This window comes from Promicromonospora sp. NPDC052451 (assembly GCF_044547525.1).
Lineage (GTDB): Bacteria > Actinomycetota > Actinomycetes > Actinomycetales > Cellulomonadaceae > Promicromonospora.
In genome coordinates this window covers 230,319-246,602 of sequence record NZ_JBIUAP010000008.1, presented here as the reverse complement: position 1 = coordinate 246,602, position 16,284 = coordinate 230,319, and the positions used below count along the sequence as shown (strand labels likewise).

Here is a 16,284-nt window from a genome sequence, read left to right as displayed (position 1 = left end):
AGCGATTGCGCCCAAGAACCATCGGGTTTCCGGGCGTGATCGCTGGGTAGAAGCGCACTTTCGGGTGCTAGCGGGGACGGCCGCGGGGTACCGGACTGCCGCGTGCCGTCGGCGGCGTCGGGCGCGAGCCGCCGCCTCCGCACCGCCAGACGCAGGGTGCCGGGGGCGCTCGTCCGCGCTCCGCTCAGCCGCCGCCCGCTTGGCGTCGGCAGCCGGGACGCTGGGCGCCAGCGGCCGGCGCGGCGAGTGCTAGCTGCCCGGCCGCCGGGCGACGTAGAGGCGGTTGCCGTCCGGGCCAGTCCACTCCAGGCGGACGACGCCGGCCGCCGCCGCGTCGCCGACCCGCGCCGGGTCGGACCAGTAGCCCGCGGCCGGGTTGCGGAAGAAGGTCGCCCACGGCCGGCCGTGGTGATCGAGGAAGAAGTTGTTGTGGCCCGCGCCGACCCCGGCGGTCCAGCGCTCCGAGTAGGGCCCCTCGAACCGGTCGGCGACGGCGACGACGGCGTCGTACTGGTACTGGACGCGACCGGTCCCGGGCGGGTCGTACGCGTTGCGCGTGCTGCCGTCGGCGTTGGTCGAGGTGCGGTCCCACGCGGCGTGCACGAGGAAGTACCTGCCGCCGTACCGGAACACGTACGCGCCCTCCAGGTACGGCTCGGGCGTGTAGGGCGACTGCTGGAAGAGCGGCAGGTTCGTGGTGGGGACGATGTCCTCCATGTCGTCGCGGAACGGCGCGTACAGGTGGTTGTGCAGCACCAGCCAGGCGTCGTCGCCCTCGGTGTACATGCTGCCGTCGATGTGGTGGTACGCGCCGGGCGCGATGAACGACGGGCCGCCGATGAACGGGTCACCGAAGGGCTTGTGCACGTTGCCCTCGGCGAGCCGGTACGGGCCTTCGGGACCACCCTCGCTGATCAGCAGGAACGAGCCCACCTTGGTGGAGTGGTCGCCCATGCAGGCCACGATGTACCAGGTGCCGCGGAAGTAGTGCACCTCCGGGGCCCAGGCGTTGCCGCGCTTGCCGAACTGGCCGTGGTCGTCCCAGTACTCCTGCCACGGGGCGACGACGGTGCGGCCCGGCCGGTTCTCCCCGGCGAACTCCGGGGACCAGACCTTGCCCCGCTCGGCGTCCGGCCGGATGCCCGTGGTGTCGGCGAGGCGCCACGGACCGCGCAGCGACGGCGCCGTCCACAGGAAGATGCCGTCGTTCCACGGGCCGGCGGCCGGGAGCCCGGGTGAACGCGTGGTGCCGGTCGCGACGTAGACCGGCCGGCCGTCGACGACGAAGCAGTTGACGTAGGTGTCCCGGATCCAGACCCGCCCCAGCTCCTGGTCCCGGGGGCGCAGCTCCAACGGCAGGACGAAGGAGTTGTCGTCGCGCGGCCACAGGTCGGTGCGGGTGTCCGCGACGCCGTAGGGCTCGGGATCGGGCCAGTTGCGGGGGTAGCGGCCTCCCTGCGGCGCGGCGGGCGCCCCACCCCCGGCCGTCCCGCGCGCCTCGCTCCGCCCGGGCGCCGCCGCAGCCGTGACGGGGAGCGCGAGACCCGCCACGAGTGAGCCGGCGACTCCTGCGGCACCCGCCAGGACCGACCGCCGGTCGACGGGGAGCTCGTTCCCGAAGCCAGTCATCTGCACCGTCCTCCTTCCGCGCGCGGCACCGGCGCCGCGCGTCGGATCGGACGCTAACCAGTGAGATTTCGCCGCTCAAGACACGACAGAAAGGTTCCCGGGGAGCGGGACGGATGCCTGTGCGGCAGGTGCGGCCTCCGTCCCATCTACTCCATCGGTTGCTTCGGTCAACTCCCGTCGTAGGGTGAAAACGTGATCACTCGACAGCGCAAGACCTGGTCGTACGGAGTCGCGGCCGCCGCCCTGCTGCTCGCGACCACGGGCTGCTCGGGCACGTCCGCCGACGACAGCGCCACGTCAGGGACACCCACCGCGGAACCGTCGGTCACCACGTCGCCGCCGAGCACCACGGAGTCCCCGTCGGACGGCTCGCAGCCGACCGCCACCGACACTGCACCCGGCGGCACCCCGACGGCGTCGGACGGGGCGGGTGACGGCGCGGCCCCGGAGTCGACGCGCTGCCTGACGCCGGACCTCGCCGGGAGCCTCGCGCCGATCGAGGGTGGCGGGTCGGCCGGGCACTACGAGGTCGCGATCGTGCTGACCAACACGTCCGGCACCGACTGCGTGCTGCAGGGCTGGCCGGGCGCGTCCTTCGTCGGGGACGGCGACGGCACGCAGATCGGCGCAGCCGCGACCCTCGACCGGTCGAGCCCGCACGAGCCCGTGACGCTCGCCCCGGGGGACGCCGCGCACGCCGTCGTGCTCGTCTCGAACGCCGAGAACTACGGCGACGAGTGCCGACAGACGCCCGCGGACGGACTCCGCGTCTACCCGCCCGGGGAGACCCGATCGCTGTTCGTGCAGGACGACGAGCTGACGCTCGTGGGCTGCGCGAGCGCGGAGCAGGAGCTGCTGGAGGTGGGCGCGTTCCAGCCGGGTGAGTGATGGGTGGCCGGTGCTGGACGAACCGTGGCCCCTCGGAGAGGCGCGTTCCAGCCTGGCCGCCGGGCCGCGCCGGAGGAACCCTGACTCGCCTCGCAGTGCATCCCCGTGGTCTGCGGTGCGTCCGCGCCGGTGCGGGGTCATGCGGCTCGTGTCTCGGGCAGGCCGTCGATGGGTTCGGGTAGCCGGATGGGCTGCCCGTAGGTGTCGGTGAAGGCCCAACCGGTCTCGAGCAGGGTGGCCCCCGTGGCCCCGGTGGTGGGTTTGCCGGTCCAGTGCATGGCGATGCCTCGGGCATCGACGAGCTGGTGGTGGTACCAGCACAGCAGGGCGCTGTTGGCCACGCTGGTGGATCCGCCCTGGGCCCAGTGGGTGATGGCGTGGTGGACCTCGCACCGGGAGGGTGGTTGATCGCACCCGGGGTAGACACAGTGCCGGTCACGGGCGATCACGGCACGGCGCATCTGCCCGGTGACCGTGCGCTGGGCACGGCCCACGTCCAGTGCCGCACCGTCGGAGCCGAACACGATCCGGGTGATCGCACTGTCGCAGGCCAGGCGGCGCAGCAGGGCACGCGGGACCCGGTCACGGGACTCGGTGAACACCGCACCTCCGGCAAGACCCACACGTCCGGCGGTCGCCGCTCGGCCTGGCGTAGCCTGCCCGCAGGTGACGCACAGTCCTTCACGGGTGCGGGTGACCTGGGTGGCCAGCTCCGACCAGGACACCGTCACGTTCAGGTGCGGGCGCACCGCAGCCCCGGGCGAGGCCTGATCGGTGTCCAGTACCACCCGGGCCAGGTCCGCCAACCCGTGCGCACGCCGCTGCCCGGGGACCGGTCGTCTCCCACCGCCGGTACGCCCATCACCCCACCCAGCGCTGCCTGCACCAGAGCCCCGTGCTCGTCGGTCAGGAACCCCGCCACATGGAAACCACCCAGCGTCCTGGACAGGTCCAGGAACTCGCCCTGGGCTGCCTTGTCATCCAGGACGTCGTCCGTGTCCGGGTCGACCACGGTGGCGAACCGGCGTGCCACCACCCGGAACTGGTCCGCGTTCAACCCGTCCGCCTCACCCAGCACCACGGCTTCGCCCGTGACCACGGTTCCCTCAGAGACTGCGCCCTCCAGCACCCGCGTGATCAGGTCCCGCGTCCTGGACCCGTCCGGGTCGTCGACCGGGTCGGGGAAGTCCACCGGCACCGACTGCACGAACACCTCCGGTGTCGTGGGCTCACCCGTGCGGGTATCGATCAGCCACGCCAGCGCATCCCGCCGCGTCCCGCTCGTGGGTGCCGTCTCCGCCATCACCCGGGCATGATCCACGCCCAGCCGCCCCGCCAGCACCCGGTCGCGGGTCTCGGGCAGTGCCTGCTCCAACCGCCGCGCAACGGACACGTCCTTACGCGCCGTCGAAGCCGACACACCCTCCCGCAGGCGTAGCCACGACGCGAACGTCCGCGACATCCCACCCGTACGCCACGACCCCTCCTCCTCGATCCGCGGCAGCACCACCCATCGGACACCCTCCAACCGGCCCACCGCCCGCCGCACCCGACCGTGCATCTCCACCAACCGCGACACGGCGGGAGCGCCCCATCCGTCAAGGACCCCCGGCGCCACCAGGCCGGCCAGATCCTCCACCGCCGCCTCGATCCGGTCCAGCACCCCCTCCAGAGAGCCGGCCGGGCACGCCTCCACGGACATGCCGACGCCGGCCGAACCGCCCGACATCCCACCCGCAGCCCCGCGCTCCACAGCCACAGGCGCGCCACCAGGGCCACCGCCCACAGCACCATCCGGAGCACCGCCCGGGATCGTCCCGCTCACCGACCACTCCACCTGGCACCACCCCCTTGCCCCGTCCGCCACTCTCTTCCGGAACCATCATCTCGAACATTCGTACGGAGCGCAGCGCGAATCCTGAATCTGTGGACAACCGCACCACACCCGGCCACCCGCACGCCGAGAGCCAGACATAGGCTCATCCCCCATGGACCACGAACCCATGCGCCGGGTGGCCGAGTTCCGCACGACGTTCGACGGCGAGGCCAGGACCGGACACCCCGACGTGGCGGAGCACCGGCGAACCCTCCTGGTCGAGGAAGCCGCCGAGGCGGCCGAAGCACTCACGGACCTGGCGGAGGCCCTCCGTTCCGGCGCGGACCCGGCCGCCGCCTACCGGGCGGTCGCCAAGGAGCTCGCCGACGTCCTCTACGTCACCTACGGTGCCGCGGACACGCTGGGCATCGATCTGCCGGCCGTCTTCGTCGAGGTACACCGGTCCAACATGAGCAAGATCGGCGACGACGGCCGCGTCCTGCGTCGGGCCGACGGGAAGGTGCTCAAGGGCCCGGGTTACGAGCCCCCGGTCCTCGACGACGTCGTCGAGTGGCCGCACTCCGCCGGCTCGTAGGCTCCGTGCGACCGGTCGGGGCCGGTCAGCCCGCCACCCGGTCGCTCCCCCGCAGGATCGACGTCATCTTCTTGCCGCGCGCGACCTCGTCCACCAGCTTGTCCATGTACCGGATCTGCTGCATCAACGGGTCCTCGATCTCCTCGACCCGGTACCCGCAGATCACACCCTTGATCAGGGCCGCGTTCGGGTTCATCGCGGGCGCCTCGGCGAAGAACGTCTCCAGGTCGACCCCGGTGTCGATCGCGGTGCGCAGCCCGGCGTCGTCGTACCCCGTGAGCCAGGTGATGACCTGGTCCAGCTCCTCCCGGCCACGGCCCTTCCGCTCCACCTTCTCCACGTAGAGCGGGTAGATGCTGGCGAAGCTCATGCTGAAGATCCGGTGTCGCGCCATGCCTCGACCATAACCGAGCCCACTGACAGCGGGCCTCGAGAAGCCTGATTGCGCCAGGCCCGCGGGCGTCAGCGCTCGCGCGCCCGCCGCCGACGACGCCGGGCCTCGGCGGCCTGGTCCTCGGCCGCATCGAGCTCGTCGTCGACGACGGCCAGCTCCGCGCGAGCCTCGTCGGCGGCGGCCCGTGCCTCGTCGAGCGACCGCCGTGCCGCGTCGCGCTCGGCGCCGAGCCGTTCGAGCTCCAGGTCGAGCCGCCGCACCTCCTCCTGCTCGCGCTCGACCGCCGTGTCCGCGGCGTGCAGCCGGTCCCGCACGCCGTCGCGGCGGTCCTCCAGCCGGTCCACCCGAGCGGCACTCTCCGCCACGGCTCGTTCGGCCTCGGCGAGATCCGCGGCGCCGTCCGCGTCCGTCTCGCCTGTGCCTGTCTCGCCACCGCCTGTCTCGCCACCGCCTGTCTCGCCACCGCCTGTCTCGCCACCGCCCGTCTCGCCACCGCCCGTCTCGCCACCGCCCGTCTCGCCACCGCCCGTCTCGCCATCACCCGGCCCGGCATGAACCGCACCGCCATCACCTGACCCAACACCACCCGACCCGCCGTCAGCAGACCCACCGCCACCCGGCCGCAGTGCGACCAGGTCGGCGTCCTCGCCCTGCTCGTCCACGATCCCGAACCCGACGTGCTGCAGCGCACGCGAGAGGCGGCCGGCCCGGACCGCCGCGGCGGCGTCGGGATCCATCACGGCCGCCGTCAGGGTCTCGGTGAGCCGGTCGAGCACGGCCGCCGAGACCGCCCGCCCGCGGACCTCGCCCGCCTCGCGCACCGCGCGGACCAGCGCCTCGGTCCGCTCGCGCCGCAGGTGGTCCAGTGCCCGGATCCGTCCGCGGTCCCGGTCCGCCGTCGCCGCCCGCAGCTCGTCGCCGAGAGTCGTGAGCGCCGCGACCTCCTCCGGCCTGTCCCGGACGACCTGGTTGACCACCCACGCGGCGACCGACGGCTTGGGCAGGCGCTTGATCCGCTCGGCGCCCAGGCGGTCGCCCGCGTCAGCCGCCAGGCGGACGGCCGCGGCACGCCCCGCGACGAAGTCGTCGAGCGGGCTCGTGTAGAGCCGCTCGACGGCGGCGTCGAGGTCCGTCGGGTCCTGCGCGGGCACGCTCCTACCGTGGCACGCCGCCCGCCCCCCGCGCGACCGCCACGCCACCAGGCACCGGCCACCAGGCACCAGGCACCAGGCACCAGGCACCAGGCACCAGGCACCAGGCACCAGGCACCAGGCACCAGGCACCAGGCACCAAACAGCAGCCAACATCGCCGAAGCACGAAGCGGCCGCCGGTCCCCCACGGACCGCCGGCCGCCTCGCCCGCGACCCCCTACAGCGTCGGTACCAGCAACGTCATCAGCTCCCCGGACCCGAGGTGCACCAGCGCCTTGCCAGGGCTCACCTGCGATACCACGGCCGACCGGGGCAGGCTCGCCCCGACGAGGTCGCCGTCGAACCGGTCCGCCGGGCTGAGCAGGGCACCGCGCCGGTTCTTCTTGGCGTCGACCTGCCAGCCGGAGAACCCGCCGGCCACCTCGGAGGCGTCGCCACCGATGACGAGCCCGCGCTGGTTGTCGCTCGCCGTGCGCAGATAGGCCCGCAGCCAGGACTTGGCGGGGGCGTCGGCCACGAGCTCGGCGTCGTCCACGACGAGCACCACCGGGGTGCCGTCGGGGTCCAGGTGCGGTGCGAGCGCCTCTTCGGTCACCTCGTCCGGGTCCGTGATCAGGGCCCGCACACCCGGCTGGCCGGCGAGGTCGCGCAGCGCGCTCGCCCGCGGGGCGACCAGCACGAGCTCCGTACCCCCGCGCAGCATGGACCGGGCCATCACGGCGAGCATCGTGGACCGGCCCGAGCGGGCGGGTCCGGCCACGATGAACGTGGGCGCGTCGCCCGCGAGGTCCATGCCGTACGCCGTGAGGTCGTCGCCGCCCACGCCCAGCATCGCCCACAGCGGCTTGGCGGCCTCGGGCCCGGCGTAGGCGTACGCGGCCTCGGCGGTGATGGTCGAGGGCAGGTCGTCGACCCGGAACGGGCCGGTGCCCGGCACCACGTCCTCGCGCTCCCGGATCGCGGCGGCCAGCGTGCGGGCGGCCGCGGTCTGGGCCCGCCCTGCGGGGTCCTCGCCGAGGATCGCCACCTGCACCTCGCGCCCGGAACCGGACCGGAAGGCCCGCCCGGCGGGCACCTCGTCCGGCACGTTCTTGTGCGCGATCCCGGCCATCCCGTAGTCGAACTTGTCGGTGAGCCGCAGCACCACCGCGTCGTCGGTGAGCACGCCCATCCGGCTCGACAGCAGGGAGCGGTCGCCCGCGAGCAGCAGGTGGATGCCCGCGCTCGCGCCGTCGCGCAGCAGCTCCTGGACGGCGTCCACCAGGGCGCCGCCGTCGACCTCGCCGTAGGTGGACACGAAGCTCTCCCACCGGTCGACCAGCAGCATGATCCGCGGCAGCCGCTCGCCGGCCGGCGCCAGCTCGCGCTGCTCGGTGACGCTGGCGTAGTTGCCGTCGCCCAGCACCTTCTGCCGGCGACCCAGCTCGGCCGTGAGGCGGGTGAGCAGGCGCGTGGCCCGCTCCTCCTGCCCGCGCTGCACGACGGCGCCCGTGTGCGGCAGCTCGTCCAGCACCGCGAGCGCCCCGTTGCCGCAGTCGATCCCGTACAGGTGCAGGTCGGCCACGGACATCCGCTCGGCGGCGGCGAACGCCGTCGTGCGCAGGGCCGTGGACCGGCCGGTGCCGGGGGCGCCCACGACGTACCGGTGCGTGAACTCGTCCAGGTCGATGACGGCGGGGCCCTGCCGCTGCGCGGCCGGGTCGTCCTCCACCGCCCACGCGAAGGCCGAGGGGGATGCGGGCTGTGCCACGGTGTCCAGCGACAGCAGCTCGGACAGCGCGGGCAGCCAGGGGCGGCGGGGCTGCGGCAGCTCGCCGAGCACGGCAGCCTCCCGCAGCGCGTCCACGACGGCGGACAGGTCGGTCTGGACGTTCTCCGTCCGGGCCGCCTTGGGCCGCCGAGGCGCGGGGGCCCCGAGGTCGCCGAGGCCGATCCGGGCGATGTACGGCGGTTCGACCTCTGCGGCCTGCCGCGTCGACAGCCGCCGTCCGCCCACCCGGGCGGACTGGAAGGGCAGCAGCGACGCCGCCCCGAGGCGGGCGTAGGCCCGGCCGGGCTGCGACTTGGCGATCTGCGCGGCCTCCGGGGAGTCGATGACGTCGGAGGACTCCCCGGCGTCGGTCATCCGCAGGGCGACGCGCAGGTTGGTGTTCGCGCGGATCTCGGGCGAGATCACGCCGGACGGCCGCTGCGTGGCCAGGATGAGGTGGATGCCGAGCGAGCGCCCGCGCTGGGCGATGTTGACCAGGCCGGTGACGAAGTCGGGCAGCTCGCGCGCCATCGAGGCGAACTCGTCGATGACGATGAGCAGGCGCGGCAGGGTCTGCCCCACGTGGCCGCGCCGCTGGGCGTCGAGGTAGTCCTCCAGGTCCTTGGCGCCGATCTCCGCGAGCACGTGCTCGCGGTAGGTCAGCTCGGCGCGCAGGGAGGCCAGGGCCCGCTCCACGAGGTGGGTGTCGAGGTCGGTGACCATGCCGACGGTGTGGGGCAGCAGCTCGCACTGGCTGAACGCGGCACCGCCCTTGTAGTCCACGAGCACGAAGTTCATGGTCTGCGGCGTGTTCACCACGGCCAGCGACGCCACGACCGTCTGGAGGAACTCCGACTTGCCGGAACCGGTGGTGCCCGCGACCAGCGCGTGCGGCCCGTCCCGGACCAGGTCGAGGTGGAACGGCCCGTCCAGCGAGACGCCGACGACGGCGTCCGTGGAGCCCGATCCTGCCTTCCAGCGCTGCAGCGCCGTGGGCCCGTCCAGGTCCTCGATGCCGAGCACCTCCACGAGGCGCGCCGAGTCCGGGATGAGCCCCGAGCCCTCGGTCGCGGTGACGTCGCGCGTGGCGGCGACGGCGCGGGCCACGGGCTCGTACCAGGAGTCCTCGACCTCGTCGACGGTGATCCGGCGGACGTCGTCGGCGTCGTGCCGGCGCAGCAGCATGCCACCCTCGGCGCGGGCCAGGGCGACGACCGAGCACTCCTCAGGCAGGAGCTGCTCGTCGCCGTCGAGGCAGACCACGCTGACGCCCACGCCGGGCCCGTCGCGCAGGATGGTGACGACGCCGGGCAGGGCGCGCAGCCGGCGGGCGCCGTCGAGCACCACGACCACCTGGGGGCCGCCCACGGTGGTGCCGTGGGCCTTCTCCATGGCCGCCCGGCGCTCGGTGATCAGGGCGTTCACCTCGGCGACGCGCGCGGCGAGCGTCTCGGTGGTGGTACCGATCATGGCCACGGCGTCCTGCCCGAACGAGGGCCGCACGTGCGGCAGCCAGGCCGCCCAGGCCCACTCGGCCACGTGCTCGGTCGCGGTCAGCACGTACACCTGCACGTCGCGGGGGCTCTGCAGCACGCCGAGCTGGCCCACCATCCAGCGGGCCCGGCGCCGCGGCCAGTCCCCCGGACCCGCGAGGCCGACGACGCCCGCCTCTCGCAGCGGCACCGTCACCGGGACCGACCGCATGGTGGCCCGCGTCTTGCGCCGGTGCTCGGGCTCGGCGCTGTCCTCGACCTCGACCTGGCTGGTCATGTCCGCCAGGCCGAGCCGCACGGCCAGGTGGTCGGGGTCGGTCGAGCGGCGCTCCCAGAGGCGGCGCGTCGGCGTGGTCGCGATGAGCCGCAGCTCCGCGGCGCCCGGGCTGGAGACCCGGTACCGGTGCTGCTCGCGCCGCACGGCGTCGAGCACCTCGGCCTCCAGAGCCGCGCGCTCCTCCTGGTGCTTCTTGACCTGCTCGCGATAGGTGACCTTCCCGTTGCGCTTGGAGGTCCACCAGCTCCCCAGGTACATCAGGGGCGAGGCCAGGGCGAACAACAGGTACATCAGGTTCTGGAAGGCGATCGCGGAGACGACGCTCAGCACCGCCGGCATGGCCATGGCCAGCCAGGGCAGCGGGTTGCGCGACGGCGGCAACGGCTCGGCGGGCAGCCGGAAGCGGGTCGCCGGCATGGGCGGCAGGAGCCGCGGCGGCCGGTTGTAGTCGAGCGTGCCGGGCTCCTTGCCGGGCCGCAGGTCGGCGTCCGACCGGGTCGCAGCCTGCACGGTGAGCACCGTGCGGCCCACCCGCACCTGGGTGCCGGCCGGCCAGGCCTCCTCCTGCTCGCCGAGGGGCTCCTCCGACCGGTCCAGCTCGACGGTCTGGCCCGCCGACCGGGGGTCGGGCACGCGCCGCACGCGGACCGTGCCGTCCATCCCCACCGCCACGGCCAGGACCGGCAGGGTGCCGTCACGCCGTCCGTCCACGTGGATGCCGCCCTCGCGGTCCACCTGCACCACCGACTCGCCGACGCCGAGCCGCACCACGGCTCCCGCGCCGACACCGCCGGTGACGCACAGGTCCACGGGGCCGGCCGGTGCAGGCGCGGCGTCCGCGCCGCCGAACGTCACGACCGCACCGTCCCGCAGCGGCGTGCCGCCCACCAGGCGCTCGGCCTCGGTGCCGCCCACGGGGCGGCCGTCGACGTGCAGGACGCCGCCCCGCGGGGCGCCCACCTCCGCGCCCAGCCGGGCGGCGAGCTCGGCCGTCTCGGTGGCCTCGTCCACGTCGAGGGCGAGCAGCGCCTCGCGCTCCCTGTGCCGCGCTGTGATCAGGGCATGCATGTCACTCCCCCGCCCGGCGCACCGACGTCGCGTCGTTGTACCGCACCTCGGGCAGGAACCCGCTGCGCAGCCAGCCGGCGTCGTCGGCGGTGAAGCGCCACTTCGCGGTGGGGACGGCGCCGAGGACGATCACGACCCAGCTGAACCGCGGGTTGGCGAACCGCGCCGCCAGCATGTCGACCTGGGACACGGACGGCGCCTGCGACAGCACCAGCACGCCGCCCGCCTCCGACTCCAGCTCGGGCACGAGCTGCTCCACGGTGTTCAGGTGCTCCGCGAGCTCGGCCTGCGGCAGCCCGTTGCCGACCATGACCACGCGCGGGTCGTCCGACCACGGGTTGCCCGTGAACTCGCCCAGCCAGCGGCGCAGCACCTCGTGGCGGGCCCGCGTGGGGCCGTCCAGGCTGATGAGGCCGCGGGCCTGGCCGAAGTCCACCAGCACGCGGCCGGTATCGGCCACGCCCACGGTGACCAGGCGGGAGAACCGCGAGGTCGGATCGGTCGACGCCGGGTCCGCCTGCAGCCGGCCCAGGGGCGCCGACCAGCTCGCGCCGTCCTCGTTCGCGACCCACGGCGCCGGCGCGGGCGTGGCGGGGTTGGACAGCCGCACCCGCAGGGCGGAGCCCTCGATGAACACCGCGGCGATGCCCGGCACGGGCAGGCCGTCCCGCTCGCACGCGGCCACCAGCACGCGCAGCGCCCGGTCCACCATCCAGGCCGACGACGTGTCCGTGCGCAGCAGGCTGTCGTCGAACGGCTCGCCGCCCTTCGTGCGACGGCGCAGCAGCACGTACGCGACGAGCGAACCCACCAGCAGCACCACCACGGCCGCGACACCCACGACGATCGGCACGATGTCGGCCGACCCGCCGGTGGTCTCGTCCGCCGACGGCGTGGTCGCCGGGCTCGACGCGGGCGCCGACTCCTGGCCCGCGACGGGCAGCGGGCCGTGCTGCAGCCCCTCACCCTCGGCGTCCTCGGGCATCTGGAGCACCCAGCCCACCTCGACGACGTCCTCGGTGGTCATCTTCTGACCGTCGGGCTGCTCGCGCCCCTTGTTCAGCTCGAAGATCTCCCGGTAGCGCTCGCCGTCGCCCAGCAGCTTCTCGGCGATGCCGTAGAGGAACTCCGGCTCGCCCTCCGGCGTCGTCGCCACGATGTAGTACGGCACCTCCGGCGCAGCCGACTGCTCGCCGGCGGCCGGCTCGGACGCGCCGCCCGCCGGCTCTCCCGGCTCGGACACCCCGGCGGGCAGCGGGCCGGTCTCGATGCCCTCGCCCTTGGCGTCGGCGGGCATCTCCAGCACCCAGCCGGGCACCAGGATCTCGGGCTTGGTGACCTTGTTGCCGTCGGGCTGGGTGCGGCCCTCGTTCAGCTCGAAGATCTCCATGTAGCGGTTGCCGTCGCCCAGGAACCGCTCGGCCAGCTCGAACAGGAACTCCGGCGTGCCGTCCGGGGAGGCCTGGACGACGTAGTACTTGACGTCCTCGTCCCCGGCAGCGCGGACCGGGTGCGCGGCGACCGGTGCGGCGGCAGCCGGCCCGGCGACGACGGAGGCGGGAACGGTCGGCGCGGCGGTCAGGCCCGCCGCGGGTGTGACGGCCGCCGCGGCGGCCAGGGACAGGGCCGCCGCGGCGAGCGCGGCGGCGGTGCGGTGGACCAGGTGCACTGTTGCTCCGTCTTCAGATGTGGTGCTGCGTCGATGGGTTCGTCGGGCAGGTCGTTCGTGGTCGCGCTCAGGCGGAGCCGGGCACCACGCGCTCAGGGATCCCCTGGAGGTCGGCACCGGGCCCCGCCCAGCGGAAGGTCGTCATCACGGCGTCGAAGAACAGGACCAGGGCCTCGGCGAGCATCTGGGAGCTGTGGTTGTTCCACACCGTCGAGAACGACAGGAGCAGCCACTCGCCGGCCTCCTCGTCGCGGGACACCGCGTAGACCACCTGCCGGGTGGACAGCTCCGGCCAGGTGTCGTCGCGCCGTGCCCGGTGCCGGGTGTGCACCACGCGGACGCCGGGGCGCCCGTCGAGCTCGACCAGGTCGCTGTCCTCGTAGTCGTCGCCGAGCACGGCGGCCACCACCTGCAGCGGGTCGCTGCCGGCCTCGCCCACCCACTCCACCTCCGCGATGGAGGCGGGAACCTGCACGCCCTCCATGGGCTCGGTCGGCAGGTAGACGGCCCCCGTGCCGGCGTCGCGCGCCTCGCTGAGGTTCTTGTACAGCTCGTCGCGCAGCATGCGGCGGAACGGCTCGACCTTGTCACGCGGCATCGAGTCCGGCAGCGCCCGCAGGACGACCTCCTCGATCGCGCGGTCCAGCTCGCGCTCCCGGCCCTCGCCCGTCGGGAACCGCGCCCACCCGGGCGGGAGCAGCATCAGCCAGGCGTCGGTCGGCTTGCCGCTCCGCGCCTCGGGCCCGGTGGCCTGGTCCTGGGTCATGTCGCGCTCCCGGTGGTCCGCACGGCGGGCAGCAGCTCGTCGAGCGCCTCGCTCACCGTGTCGACGATGAAGAGGTCCTGGGTACGCCACAGGATCACGGTGTCCACCACGCCGTCGGAGGTCTCGGTGCGCCGGCCAAGGCCGATGCTCAGCCAGGCGCTCCCGTCGGGGGCGATGTCGAGGCGGGTGACGCGGACGCCGTCGCCGTCGGGCAGGTCGAGGTACTCGACGTTCGGCGCCTCGAACGGGGTGCCACCCGTGGCTCCCACGGCCCGCAGCAACGCGTCGTCCGGCGCGTCCGGCTCCCCCGCCGCCACGCTCACCAGGACCGGGACCGGGCCGTGGTCCCGCAGCCCGAGCAGGGCCACGACCCGGGTGCCCTCCGGCACCTCGTCGGCGTAGGTCCGCAGGTTCTCGACGGCGGCGGCGACCTGCTGGTGCAGCTCGGCACGCTCCTCGGCGGAGATCTCGTCGCCGGGCGCGTCGCCCTCGGACGCCTCGTCCTCCGCGATCCGCAGTTCCAGCGCCCGCCGGACCGCCTCGACCACGCCGTCCTGCCAGGCGGCGATCGCCCCGGCCGACTCCGACCGGGTCGTGGGCACCACCGTCCACCACTCCGGCGGGTCGACGGTCCACGTCGGCTCCTGCCCGACGGCGGTCCCTGTCATCGTCGTCATTCCAGGCCCTCCGGACCCTTGTACGGGGTCGTCATGTGCTCTTCCTCGAACGGCTTCGTCCCGTCGAAGTTGTTGCGGAGGTCCTCCCCGTCGAACGACGTGCCCGGGACGCCGGTGCTCCACGCGCCCGACGCGAAGCCGACGAACCACATGCCCGAACCCAGGGCGTAGACCCGCTTGGGGATCACGCTGTGGATCATCGGGAGCCCGAGGTTGTCGATGGCCGCGCTGATCTCCTTGAACTTCTTGGTGCCGCCCAGGCCGATGGCGGCGGAGAACTCCCACACCTTCCAGGCCGCGGGATTGATCTTCAGGGCGTTGTCCAGGCCCTTGACGCTGTTCAGCGCCTCGGCGATCTTGATGCTGTTCGCCTTCGCGGCGTCGTCGACCATGCCCGTGGTGATCCGGAACGGCTTGACGCTGAGCTGCCCCAGCTTGGTCAGCAGCGACCCCTGCTTCGTGAGCTCGCCGATCTGGCCGATCTTCGTGACCTTGGCGGCGTTCGCGACGCTCTTCAGTCCCGTGGTCGCCTTCTCGATCAGCTTCGAGGCCCACTTGCCGCCGAAGGCGGTCAGCACGCCGAGGGCGCCCCAGACCACGCCCATCCAGCTCTCCTCGCCGGTGGCGGCCAGCACCACGGACCCGCCCAGCGCGACGAGGCCCACGACGAGCGCCGCCGTCCCGAGCCATTGCAGTCCTGGGATGATCATCGCCACGATGGCCAGGGCCATGCCGATCCAGCCGAGCACCTCCACGAGCCCCTTGAGGAACTTCATGAACCCGTGGTAGGCCGCCTCCTGCCACGTGTGGTGGAGGTCGTCGGTCTTCCAGTTCTCCTTGATCTTGGTCACGGCGGCCTCCGCCGCCGCGTCCAGCGCCGCCATGGCCTTGGCCGCCTTGGTCCGCGCGGCCTCCAGATCGCCCTCGGCCTCGGCGATCTTGTTCGCCCGGTCGCGCGACGCCTGGCGGTCGTCGTCGGTCAGGGGCGGGTCGTCGTCCGACCGGCTCTCGTTCTCCGGGTCGGGCAGGCCTTCGGCGCCCTTCTTGTCCCCGGCGGCCGCCTCGGCGGCGGCCAGGGCCTTCGCCGTCTCCGAGCGCGCCGTCTGCAGCTCCGGCTGGTACGTCTTGAGCGCCGCGTGGACGTCGTCGTACCGGGCCCCCGCCTTGCCGAGGTTCTCGTGGGTCTTCCCGGCACGCTCGCGGATGGCGTCGGCGGACTCACCCTTGAGCAGGTTCTCGTCCCCCTCGCCGATCTTCTTGAGGAGCGCCGCCTGCGCGGTCATCGCGTCGGCGATGTTCTTGTAGTGCCTGATCAGACCCGTCAGCTCCGACCCGTCGGCCGGAACGGGGTCGGAGTCGTAGCCGAGCAGGTCCCACTGACCCGCGCGGGCGGCGCTCATCCAGTCTCCTTCGGTGATGCACGTTCGGTGCGGGGCGTCGGGTTCTCGCCGGACGAGCCCTAGGACTTCAGCGAGCCCTCCAGGTCGGTCTCGACGCTGTCCCAGGCCTCGGCGGACTGCTCCATCTTTTCCTGGAGGTCCTTGACGTTCTCCTGGAGCTTCTCGCGCTTGACCCACCAGTCGTCGATGAAGTCGTCCATGGCGCCGGCGACCTTCTTGTGGCCGAAGATGTCGCCGCCGTCCCACTTCTCGCTCATGTGCTCGAGCTCGTGGAGGACACCCTTGAGCTGCTCGGCGCCCTCGTTGATGACCTCCTTGGTGACGATGACGTCAGCCACGGCGGACTACTTGTTCAGCGCGTTGGCGAGCTCTTCATCGGTCTTGCGCAGCGCGTCGGCGGCCTGCTTCAGGTAGTCACCGATACCCGTCAGACCCTCCATCACCTGCTTGCCACCCTTGTCCAGCTCCTTGTACGACTCATCGAACGCCTTCGACGACTTGTCCGTCACATACCCGTCCTGCACCAGCGAGTCCACCATCGACCGCAGCTGGTTCAGCTTCGACTGCATGTCATCCGACTCCTGCTTCATCCGCTGCGCAGCGTCTTCCATCTCCTGGAAGGTCACCTTGATGTTCGCCATGGCCCGGTCCTCTCGCGTTGCCTCGTGGAAACTCGTCGAAAAACAGGGTGATAGTACACGAATCGGATG

14 protein-coding genes are annotated in these 16,284 nt (G+C 73.1%); 2 read left to right on the top strand and 12 right to left on the bottom strand.

Translation table 11 applies throughout. From position 1 onward, the window contains the following. Positions 1-249: 249 nt before the first annotated feature. Positions 250-1,629 (bottom strand): family 43 glycosylhydrolase, encoded by a 1,380-nt coding sequence (locus ACIG47_RS16425; RefSeq protein WP_397432046.1) that lies wholly within the window; start codon positions 1,627-1,629, stop codon positions 250-252. Between the two features lie 192 nt (positions 1,630-1,821). On the opposite strand from ACIG47_RS16425, the gene ACIG47_RS16420 reads away from it, so the two are divergent. Next, entirely contained in the window at positions 1,822-2,517 is a 696-nt protein-coding gene (locus tag ACIG47_RS16420) for a DUF4232 domain-containing protein (RefSeq protein ID WP_397432045.1), read from the top strand. A 137-nt stretch (positions 2,518-2,654) separates the two neighbouring features. Here ACIG47_RS16420 and ACIG47_RS16415 read toward each other — a convergent pair whose 3' ends face one another. Both ACIG47_RS16415 and ACIG47_RS16410 read right to left on the bottom strand, forming a co-directional pair. After that, a complete protein-coding gene (locus tag ACIG47_RS16415; protein WP_397432043.1) occupies positions 2,655-3,305 on the bottom strand; it encodes a DUF222 domain-containing protein in 651 nt (216 codons plus the stop codon). Beyond that, a complete protein-coding gene (locus ACIG47_RS16410) occupies positions 3,251-4,276 on the bottom strand; it encodes a DUF222 domain-containing protein (protein WP_397432041.1) in 1,026 nt (341 codons plus the stop codon). Before ACIG47_RS16410 ends, ACIG47_RS16415 begins: the two co-directional genes overlap by 55 nt. A gap of 229 nt (positions 4,277-4,505) precedes the next feature. On the opposite strand from ACIG47_RS16410, the gene ACIG47_RS16405 reads away from it, so the two are divergent. Next, positions 4,506-4,928, top strand: a complete 423-nt coding sequence (locus ACIG47_RS16405) for a hypothetical protein (RefSeq protein WP_397432040.1) — start codon at positions 4,506-4,508, stop codon at positions 4,926-4,928. A 25-nt stretch (positions 4,929-4,953) separates the two neighbouring features. On the opposite strand, the gene ACIG47_RS16400 is transcribed toward ACIG47_RS16405, so the two are convergent. The 9 genes from ACIG47_RS16400 to ACIG47_RS16360 form a co-directional block, all read right to left on the bottom strand. Next, positions 4,954-5,322, bottom strand: a complete 369-nt coding sequence (locus ACIG47_RS16400; protein ID WP_397418677.1) for a DUF2200 domain-containing protein — start codon at positions 5,320-5,322, stop codon at positions 4,954-4,956. Between the two features lie 68 nt (positions 5,323-5,390). After that, positions 5,391-6,473 (bottom strand): hypothetical protein, encoded by a 1,083-nt coding sequence (locus tag ACIG47_RS16395; RefSeq protein ID WP_397432039.1) that lies wholly within the window; start codon positions 6,471-6,473, stop codon positions 5,391-5,393. 218 nt (positions 6,474-6,691) lie between these two features. After that, the gene (locus ACIG47_RS16390; RefSeq protein WP_397432037.1) at positions 6,692-11,062 is read right to left on the bottom strand and encodes an FtsK/SpoIIIE domain-containing protein; all 4,371 of its coding nucleotides are present in this window, start codon (positions 11,060-11,062) and stop codon (positions 6,692-6,694) included. A gap of 1 nt (position 11,063) precedes the next feature. Continuing rightward, the gene (locus ACIG47_RS16385; protein ID WP_397432036.1) at positions 11,064-12,731 is read right to left on the bottom strand and encodes a LysM peptidoglycan-binding domain-containing protein; all 1,668 of its coding nucleotides are present in this window, start codon (positions 12,729-12,731) and stop codon (positions 11,064-11,066) included. A gap of 67 nt (positions 12,732-12,798) precedes the next feature. Next, complete coding sequence (locus tag ACIG47_RS16380) at positions 12,799-13,497, bottom strand: hypothetical protein (RefSeq protein WP_397418669.1); 699 nt, start codon at positions 13,495-13,497, stop codon at positions 12,799-12,801. After that, positions 13,494-14,174: a hypothetical protein gene (locus ACIG47_RS16375; RefSeq protein ID WP_397432034.1), complete on the bottom strand. Its 681-nt coding sequence runs from the start codon at positions 14,172-14,174 to the stop codon at positions 13,494-13,496. The genes ACIG47_RS16380 and ACIG47_RS16375 overlap by 4 nt, the downstream gene beginning before the upstream one ends. After that, positions 14,171-15,574, bottom strand: coding sequence for an NfeD family protein (locus tag ACIG47_RS16370; RefSeq protein ID WP_397432032.1), 1,404 nt, complete (start codon positions 15,572-15,574; stop codon positions 14,171-14,173). Before ACIG47_RS16370 ends, ACIG47_RS16375 begins: the two co-directional genes overlap by 4 nt. Before the next feature lie 59 nt (positions 15,575-15,633). Then, a complete protein-coding gene (locus ACIG47_RS16365) occupies positions 15,634-15,912 on the bottom strand; it encodes a hypothetical protein (RefSeq protein ID WP_397418663.1) in 279 nt (92 codons plus the stop codon). A 6-nt stretch (positions 15,913-15,918) separates the two neighbouring features. Next, on the bottom strand, positions 15,919-16,215 hold the full coding sequence (locus tag ACIG47_RS16360; RefSeq protein ID WP_119144031.1) for a WXG100 family type VII secretion target: 297 nt from the start codon (positions 16,213-16,215) through the stop codon (positions 15,919-15,921). Positions 16,216-16,284: the final 69 nt, after the last annotated feature.

Bases quoted from the DNA above. Each gene is read 5' to 3' on its own strand.
- ACIG47_RS16425 (WP_397432046.1), bottom strand. From the start codon at position 1,629: ATGACTGGCTTCGGGAACGAGCTCCCCGTCGACCGGCGGTCGGTCCTG.
- ACIG47_RS16405 (WP_397432040.1), top strand. From the start codon at position 4,506: ATGGACCACGAACCCATGCGCCGGGTGGCCGAGTTCCGCACGACGTTC.
- ACIG47_RS16400 (WP_397418677.1), bottom strand. From the start codon at position 5,322: ATGGCGCGACACCGGATCTTCAGCATGAGCTTCGCCAGCATCTACCCG.
- ACIG47_RS16390 (WP_397432037.1), bottom strand. From the start codon at position 11,062: ATGCATGCCCTGATCACAGCGCGGCACAGGGAGCGCGAGGCGCTGCTC.
- ACIG47_RS16380 (WP_397418669.1), bottom strand. From the start codon at position 13,497: ATGACCCAGGACCAGGCCACCGGGCCCGAGGCGCGGAGCGGCAAGCCG.
- ACIG47_RS16375 (WP_397432034.1), bottom strand. From the start codon at position 14,174: ATGACGACGATGACAGGGACCGCCGTCGGGCAGGAGCCGACGTGGACC.
- ACIG47_RS16370 (WP_397432032.1), bottom strand. From the start codon at position 15,574: ATGAGCGCCGCCCGCGCGGGTCAGTGGGACCTGCTCGGCTACGACTCC.
- ACIG47_RS16360 (WP_119144031.1), bottom strand. From the start codon at position 16,215: ATGGCGAACATCAAGGTGACCTTCCAGGAGATGGAAGACGCTGCGCAG.